Origin of the sequence: Algibacter sp. L4_22 (assembly GCF_023473045.1) — a bacterium.
In the GTDB taxonomy this organism is placed as follows: domain Bacteria; phylum Bacteroidota; class Bacteroidia; order Flavobacteriales; family Flavobacteriaceae; genus Algibacter.
In genome coordinates this window covers 1-550 of record NZ_JAMCOK010000099.1, presented here as the reverse complement: position 1 = coordinate 550, position 550 = coordinate 1, and the positions used below count along the sequence as shown (strand labels likewise).

At 31.5% G+C, this 550-nt stretch carries 1 protein-coding gene; it reads left to right on the top strand.

Annotated elements, in window-relative coordinates; all coding sequences use genetic code 11:
* Positions 1–424, top strand: a 424-nt coding sequence (locus M4I23_RS19700) for a transposase (protein ID WP_249755560.1), incomplete at its 5' end; no start/stop codon positions are given.
* Between the last annotated feature and the right edge of the window lie 126 nt (positions 425–550).

Sequence of the window (550 nt, the reverse complement as noted above, 5' to 3'; positions counted from 1 at the left end):
AAAAGAGGCTCATAAAGATTTATTTACTCGAATAAAAACCATACCAGGAATCGGAAAAAAAACATCTATTATGTTAATCGTTTTAACAGGTGGTTTTGAGCGCTTTTCGAGTGCAGCAGAATTATGTAGTTACGCAGGATTAACTCCAGTGATTAGGCAAAGTGGGAGTAGTATAAAAGGACGACCACGAATTAGTAAAATGGGCAATCAAAAACTCAGAAATTTATTATTTATGTGCAGTTTTACAGCTTGTAAATACAACAAAGGATGCAGAGATATTTATGAACGATTAGTAGCAAAAGGAAAGCGTAAAAAATTAGCATTAATAGCGGTATGTAATAAGCTACTAAAACAAGCTTTTGCTATTGCAAAATCGGGTTTAATATTTGACAAGGAATATAAAAGTACGCTAGTGAAAAATTAATAAGATTTTACTTGTTTTTTAGCACAGTACTTTGTTGTGCGTTCGTTTTTATTTCGATTTATACATATTTCTATAATGTTCAACGTGATGAGGAAATTCCTCTTCATAAAATGGATAACTTATTCC